The organism is Polaromonas sp. P1_E1_2 (genome assembly GCF_056406035.1).
Genome location: NZ_JBFUAZ010000314.1, coordinates 1 through 4810, shown reverse-complemented (window position 1 = coordinate 4810; position 4810 = coordinate 1). Strand labels below are relative to the sequence as shown.

At 62.5% G+C, this 4810-nt stretch carries 5 protein-coding genes and 1 pseudogene; 2 read left to right on the top strand and 4 right to left on the bottom strand.

Features of this window, described 5'->3' with window-relative positions; translation table 11 throughout:
- Positions 1-815 (bottom strand): annotated as a pseudogene (locus AC1D1P_RS14485) (indolepyruvate ferredoxin oxidoreductase family protein); the annotation flags it as partial.
- Positions 816-1000: 185 nt separating this feature from the next.
- On the opposite strand from AC1D1P_RS14485, the gene AC1D1P_RS14480 reads away from it, so the two are divergent.
- Both AC1D1P_RS14480 and AC1D1P_RS14475 read left to right on the top strand, forming a co-directional pair.
- A complete protein-coding gene (locus AC1D1P_RS14480) occupies positions 1001-1486 on the top strand; it encodes an Lrp/AsnC family transcriptional regulator (RefSeq protein ID WP_477670623.1) in 486 nt (161 codons plus the stop codon).
- 136 nt (positions 1487-1622) lie between these two features.
- A complete protein-coding gene (locus tag AC1D1P_RS14475) occupies positions 1623-2279 on the top strand; it encodes a hypothetical protein (protein WP_477673467.1) in 657 nt (218 codons plus the stop codon).
- An 80-nt stretch (positions 2280-2359) separates the two neighbouring features.
- Here AC1D1P_RS14475 and AC1D1P_RS14470 read toward each other — a convergent pair whose 3' ends face one another.
- The 3 genes from AC1D1P_RS14470 to AC1D1P_RS14460 all read right to left on the bottom strand — a co-directional run bounded on the left by AC1D1P_RS14470 (position 2360) and on the right by AC1D1P_RS14460 (position 4719).
- Positions 2360-2698: a hypothetical protein gene (locus AC1D1P_RS14470; RefSeq protein ID WP_477670621.1), complete on the bottom strand. Its 339-nt coding sequence runs from the start codon at positions 2696-2698 to the stop codon at positions 2360-2362.
- A gap of 36 nt (positions 2699-2734) precedes the next feature.
- Positions 2735-3982, bottom strand: coding sequence for a murein transglycosylase A (gene mltA, locus AC1D1P_RS14465; protein ID WP_477670620.1), 1248 nt, complete (start codon positions 3980-3982; stop codon positions 2735-2737).
- A 110-nt stretch (positions 3983-4092) separates the two neighbouring features.
- Positions 4093-4719 (bottom strand): response regulator transcription factor, encoded by a 627-nt coding sequence (locus AC1D1P_RS14460; protein WP_457282424.1) that lies wholly within the window; start codon positions 4717-4719, stop codon positions 4093-4095.
- Positions 4720-4810: the final 91 nt, after the last annotated feature.

The following is a 4810-nucleotide window of genomic DNA, read 5'->3' as shown; positions in this document are numbered from 1 at the left end:
ATGTACGCGAGCGCCGCATACCATTTGTAGTCCATCAGCCGGGCTTCCTGCTCCAGCGGAGCATCCGGCCAGCGGATGTGCAGTCCGCCAGGCGGCATCTCGAAATCTTCGGGGATGATGATCTTCACGCGATCGGGGTCGACCAGGATGGAGCTCGAAGACTCGACCACTTCCTGGATGGTTTTCATGCCCGACCAGACGCCGGAAAACCGGCTCATGGCAAACGCGTGCAAGCCCATGTCCAGGATGTCCTGCACATTGGACGGAAAGAACACCGGCAGGCCGCAGGCCTTGAAGATGTGGTCACTCTGGTGCGCGGCGGTGGAGCTCTTGGACACATGGTCATCGCCGGCGATGGCGATCACGCCGCCGTGTTTGGCCGTGCCGGCCATGTTGGCGTGTTTGAAAACGTCGGAGCAGCGGTCCACGCCCGGKCCCTTGCCGTACCAGATGCCGAATACGCCGTCGAATTTTTTGCTTTGCGGGTACAGGTCGAGTTGCTGGGTGCCCCAGACTGCCGTAGCGCCCAGTTCTTCATTGACGCCGGGCTGGAACACGATGTTTTGCGCAGCCAGGTGCTTTTTGGCAGCCCACAGGGCCTGGTCATAACCGCCCAGCGGCGAGCCGCGGTAGCCGCTGATAAAACCCGCCGTGTTCAGCCCCTCGATCGCATCGCGCGTGCGCTGCAGCATGGGCAGGCGAACCAGCGCCTGGACGCCGCTCATGAAGGCGCGGCCGTGGCCTAAAGAATATTTATCGTCAAGCGTGACGGTCTCTAGCGCTTTGCGGATGTGTTCAGGTAGGGGCGCGTTCATGTTCGTGGGTCTCCAGGACTGTTTGTTAGTACCGCTTTGTGGGCAGGCTGGCAGAAGGGCCACACCCGGATAGGGGGCGCCCTCTAGTTGCATGCAAAGTGTATGCCGCCAGCCGTGATATGTCTTTGCTTTGTTTGCCCAATTTAGGGCACTTCCAGAAAGAATCTTGCTGTAAAGTTGTGAATATGGAAACATTAGATAAGTTTGATATCGCCATCCTGAATGAGTTGCAACTCGACGCCCGGTTGACGAACACGGAACTCGCCTCCCGCGTGGGCCTGTCGGCCGCGCCCTGCTGGCGGCGCGTGCGGGCGCTGGAAGAAAGCGGCTTCATCACCGGCTACCGGGCCGAGATCAACCGTCACAAGATCGGGCTGGGCGTGCTGGCTTTTGTCCGGCTGGACGCTGACCGCAACAGTGGCGACGCAACGCGCCAGCTGGAAGAGGCCATCAAGAAGCTGCCGGAGATCGTCTCTTGCCACTACATCAGCGGCACCGGCACCTTTGAGCTGCAGGTGGTGGCGCAAGACCTGGAAGCCTTCAGCAAGTTTGCGCTGCAAAACCTGATCAACCTGCCCAATGTGAAAGACTTGCACACCAGTTTTTCGCTGGGCGAAGTCAAAGCCAGCAGCGCGCTGCCGTTGGGGCATCTGACGCGAGCTACAGCCTAAAATTCAAGAAAATAGTGCTTGCAACCCTTTTCCGACGGGCGCAATCAGCTATTGATTTAATAGCATCAAGCTCTCCCACTGTGCACAATGGCCAGCGCATGAAACACCTGCAAGACAACGCTTCAAGGAGCCCCGCATGAAACCATTTTCCAGCCCCGCCTCTTTGGCCTTTATGCTTTTTATGGCTCTGGCGCCCGTCCTGCAAGCGCAACCCGCTATCAATTCAGGAGCAAATCCAGAGCCACTACCCATGCGCAACCTGCAGATCGAAGTGCGGCAGGCCGGCAGCAGCCTGCGCTCCCAGAGCGCCCTCGGCGCACAAGGCGGTGTTGTGCTGCAACCGGGCCGTTCGGGCCTCAATGCGCAGATCACAGCCCAGGACAGCCAGCGCAGCGATTCACGCGACCTGGTGCAGCGCGTGCTGGTGCTCAATGGCCGCAACGCCAACATCAACCTGGGCAACAGCCAGCCGCTGCGGCTGGTACAGGCGCGCCAGGCCGGCACCGTGTTCATCGAGGCCAACAGCGGCTTTTCAGCCAGGCCCACCTGGTACGGCGGCGACAGCGTGGAGCTGGAACTGGCCGCGGGGCAGGCCAGCCGCACAGGCTCGTCGCCGCAGGCTCCCCTGTCCTCATCGTCCACCAGCACCTCGCTAACCGTTCGCCTCGGGGAATGGGTCACCGTGGCCGAATCGGACGATGCGAGCGCCGGCAGCAGCAGCGGCATCGCCGACAGCCGGCAATCGACCCGTCGGGACGGCATGAGGGTAGAAGTCCGCCTCTCCGTGCGCTAGAAGAAGCCGCCCACAAATCGCGGTGAAACGATTGTGGCACGGCAGGTCCGCACAACAACGCAAAGAGGTTTTCCAGGGAATCAGTCGCGCACGCAGCGTGACGTCAGCGGCAGCAAGGAATAACGCAGCACCGCCTCACGGCCGCTGGCGCCCAGGCCAAACTCGGCGCGCATCCGCGGATTGCTGTACACCGTCTGCTGCGCACCCTGGCCGCCTGCGTCACGAAACAGCAGGTCCGAGCCGCCGGCGCTATCCAGCACGGCGGTGTCGTCCACAAATTTCACCTTGAAGTCAGCGCCGTGTTCGCAGCGGTACTGCGCGGTAGACGAAGGCCCGCCACCCGCCGCGCAGGCTGCCAGCACAAGCGCTCCGGTCACCCCCACCAAGGCCATCCCGGTTCGGGCCGACAGTTGTTTCATGGAATCTCCTTCAGGCTTGCCCAACGTTTCGAGCACTCACTTCGGCCAGAGCACCCAGAGCCGCAGCGGCTGGTTGACACGTGCCGCCAGCAGGCCGGCTTCGGGGCCGGTTCCGGCAAAGTAATCGGCCCTGACCGCACCCACGATGGCGCTGCCGGTGTCCTGCGCCAGCACCAGCTTCTGCAGGTTGGCCGCACCGCCACGGGACGCCAGCCACACCGGCGTGCCGTAGGGAATGCTTCCCGGGTCAACTGCAATGGAACGGCCCGGTGTCAGCGCCACGCCCTGCGCACCTTTGGGTCCAAAGGCGGTATCCAGTTCACTCAGCGGCTGCTCCTGGAAAAAAGTGTAGCGCGGGTTGCTCCAGAGCATTTGCTGCGCGCGCTGCGGATTTTTTGCAACCCATGCCTTGGTGGACTCCACCCAGGGCGCCGTCATGCGGCCTTCGCCCTGCTCCAGCAGCCACTGGGTCACGCTGCGAAACGGCTGCTCGTTCGAGCCGGCATAGGCCACACGCACGACACGCTGTGAGCCATCGGCTTCGGTGATGTTCAGGCGGCCCGAGCCTTGTATGTGCAGCGACATCGCCTCAACCGGGTCGGCCAGCCAGGCGATCTCGCGGCCGCGCAGCGCCGCTTTGGCTTCAGCAAGGGTGTCGATTTCCTGCCGGGAGAACCACGGTTTGCGGCTGCCCAGCGATGCGGGAGGACGGTACAGCGGCACCTCGTAACCCGCAACGGGCTGCCGGCTGGCCCTGAGCACAGGCTCGTAGTAACTGGTCAACAGCCCCTCGGTTACGCCTTGCAGGCTCTCCACCCGATAGGGCTGCAGCCGCCTGACCATCCAGTTGCGCTGCTCATCGGCAGACGCAATGCTAAGGCGCCGGATCTCGCCGCATAGCGGCGCAAAACCCGGGCCGGGACGCTCGCAGCTTTTGAGCCAGGCGTTCCAGGCCTCAAACAGCGCGTCTTCCTCGAAGCCGGGCAACTCGGCCCAGCGGACCGCGACCCAGCGGCTTTTCCCCTGCACCATGGGCGCAGGCAATGGGCCGGTATCGCCGGCGCGCACGCCCGGGGCTGTGGGCTCGCCCGCCGGGACGGTCGAAGGCGGCCGGGGCGGGCTTGCGCAGGAAGCAAGCAGCGCCGCCATGGCGATAATTGGGACAAGCCGCATGGAACGCATTGACGGCAGCACAGGCATCGAAGCCTCTTTTGAAATCCAAGGAAATGTCATGGCCCTACTTTTGCTCGAAGCCCTGGGGGCATTGCTGCTGCTGGTGTTCATTGTGTGGTGGACGATGTTTTCGGGCCGTAAAAATGGCGAATTGAAGGAATCGGTCCACTCAGAGATCCCGGCAGAGCCCGAAAAAAAATAAGCCCGGCACAGCGCTGCAATTACAGGTTACGCAGCAGGTTGGCCAGCTCCACCGCCGACTTGACACCCATTTTGTCAAAAACCCTGGCACGGTGGACCTCCACCGTGCGCACACTGATGTCAAGCTGGTCCGCCACCAGCTTGTTGGGCAACCCACCCACCACCAGCTTCATCACATCACGCTCACGGTCTGTCAGGCCGTCGAGACGGGCCTGCAGGCCCGTCGACTCGCTGTGCTGCGCCAGTGCCCCGGCAGAATGGTTCAGCGCCTGTTCAATGCGGTCTACCAATGCGTTGTCTGAAAAGGGTTTTTCGCAAAAATCAAAAGCGCCGCGCTTGACCGCGTCGACCGCCGTGGGAACGTCCGCATGGCCCGTCAAAAAGATCACCGGCAACGTGGGCAGCAAGCCGTAGGCAATCAGCTTCTCGAACATGGCCAGACCGCTCAGGCCCGCCATGCGTACATCCAGCAACACACATGAAGGCGACTTGACCGCGAATTGCTGGGATACGCGCGCATCAAACGCCTCTGCACTGTCGAAGGTTTCGCTCAGCAGGCGGCGCGAGCGCAGCAGCCAGGCCAGCGCGTCGCGCACGCTGGCATCGTCGTCGACGATATAAACCGTGGCATTTTGAATGGGTTCCATGCTGTGTCCTTCAGGCTGTATGCGCCCCTGCATCATGCGGCAGGGCCGCCGGCAAGGTGAAACTGAAAATCGTACCCCGCGGCTGGCCGGG